Here is a 1,894-nt window from a genome sequence, read left to right on the forward strand (position 1 = left end):
TCCGTACCCGAGGAAGTGCTGGCTGCCGGCCAGCAGCCGCGGATCGGACTCGACCCGCCGGGCGAACAGGACGGCGGACGGGAGCAGGTCGTCGATCCGGTCCGGCGCGGCGTTCTGCAGGATGTTGGCGGCCGGGCCCTCTACCCCGAGTACGTCGACGTCGGCGAGGCCCGCGGTGCGGAGTTCGGTGGCGAGTTCGTCGGCGTGGTGGAAGTACGCGACGGTGAAGCCGTACGAGCCGTCGATCCGGCCGGACGCGAACGCCTCGGCGAACAGCGGCAGGTTTTCCTCGGTCAGCGTGCCGTTGCTGCCGGCCTCGAGCAACCCGCCGTACCGATTGATCGCCGCCGCCACCACGATCCCGCCCGGCCGCGTCACGCGGACCGCTTCGGCCAGCGCCCGCGCGCGGTCGGCCGCCTCGACAAGGTGGTACAGCGGCCCGAGCAGCAGGGTCACGTCCACACTGGCGTCGGCCTGCCGCAACGCCCGCGCATCCCCGACCTCAGCCGCGAACGTACCGATCGCGGCGGCCGTCGCGACGTGCTCCGGTACGGCGTCGACCAGCGTCACCCGATGCCCGTCCGCGGCCAGCCAGCGCGCGTGCACGCCGGTCGCGCCGCCGACATCCAGTACGTCGGCCGCAGGCGGCAACCACCGCCGCAACAACTCCTGGGTACGCACGAACTCGAGCCGGCCGTGCCCGTTGACCACCAGCCGATCGCCTTCGACGTACCGATCCCGATAGAACGAATGAATCACCGGATCAAGTTCAACCATGCCGCCACTCTGCACCCCCAAAAACCCGAGCACACCCGGATTCCCACCCGCTACCCTGCCCGACGGTCAGTACCTTTTCCGCACGGAAGTGTTGATGACCTGGCATGCTGGGGGCATGAGCTGGGCTGTCTATGCGATGCGCGGGCCAGGAGGCGTACGGCGCCTCGACGACGTACCGGTCGACTACGAGCCGCCGTCGGTCGGGACCTCGACCGATGTGGTGGCCGCGGTCCGGGAGCTGGTGCCGGACGTCGACACCAGCAAGCCGTCGTGGCTGGCGCTGCGAAGTCCGGACTTCGACGTCGAGATGACGATCGGCAAGGGGGTCGAGGTCCGCGACATCACGTTCTACCTGAACGACGGCCCGCGGTCGATCCCGATCGTGATGGAGATCAGCCGCAAGCTCGGCGTCACGCCGTACGACACCGAGTCCGGCAACTTCCTCACCGAGGAGTCCCGGCCGCCGGTGCCGCCGCCGATGGAGCCGGACGAGATCAAGATGAACAAGCCGAAGTGGTGGAAGTTCGGCCGTAAGTAAACCAGCCCGGGCTTGTGCCCGGGCTGTTCTTCGGCTTACGATCAGGACGATCGTACAGGACGATCGCCCTGGAGGATGTCGGATGGCCCCCACCGCGAAACAAGGTCAGGAAGTACGGCTGCGCCTGCTGGCCGCCGCCGTCGAACTGATCCCCGAGCGCGGCTGGTCCGCGGTCAGCACCCGGATCCTGGCCGAGCGGGCCGGGGTCACGCCGAGCGTCGTGCACTACCACTTCTCGTCGGTGCAGGACGTACTGACCGAGGCCGCGATCAGCGCGATGCGCCAGGTGCTCACCGCCACCGACGAGCTGTTCACCGCCGCGACCACCCCGCCCGTCGCGATCGACGCGCTGCTGGCCTCGCTCGAGCAGTACGACGGGAGCGACCCGACGTCGCTGCTGTTCACCGAGACGTACCTGGCCGCGACCCGCGACGAACGCCTCCGCACGCAGATCGCCGCCCTGGTCACGGACTTCCGCACCCGGGTCGCCGACTGGCTGACGATCCACCAGGTCGCCGAGCCGGCCGCGACCGCCGCCGTACTCGCCGCCGCCATCGACGGCCTGCTCCTGCACCGCAC

General features: G+C 69.6%; 3 protein-coding genes. 2 read left to right on the top strand and 1 reads right to left on the bottom strand.

Going from position 1 to position 1,894, the window contains the following annotated elements:
- Positions 1 to 777, bottom strand: a 777-nt coding sequence (locus VFF46_RS08035) for a class I SAM-dependent methyltransferase (protein ID WP_325036397.1), incomplete at its 3' end; no start/stop codon positions are given.
- Between the two features lie 115 nt (positions 778 to 892).
- Here VFF46_RS08035 and VFF46_RS08040 point away from each other — a divergent pair.
- Positions 893 to 1,315 (top strand): hypothetical protein, encoded by a 423-nt coding sequence (locus VFF46_RS08040; protein WP_325036398.1) that lies wholly within the window; start codon positions 893 to 895, stop codon positions 1,313 to 1,315.
- 82 nt (positions 1,316 to 1,397) lie between these two features.
- On the top strand, positions 1,398 to 1,894 hold a 497-nt coding region (locus VFF46_RS08045), incomplete at its 3' end, for a TetR/AcrR family transcriptional regulator (RefSeq protein ID WP_325036399.1).

This window comes from Kribbella sp. (genome assembly GCF_035655035.1).
Lineage (GTDB): Bacteria > Actinomycetota > Actinomycetes > Propionibacteriales > Kribbellaceae > Kribbella.

What these genes read in the sequence shown, in the direction of transcription:
- VFF46_RS08040 (WP_325036398.1), top strand. Translation starts at nt 893, where the DNA reads ATGAGCTGGGCTGTCTATGCGATGCGCGGGCCAGGAGGCGTACGGCGC.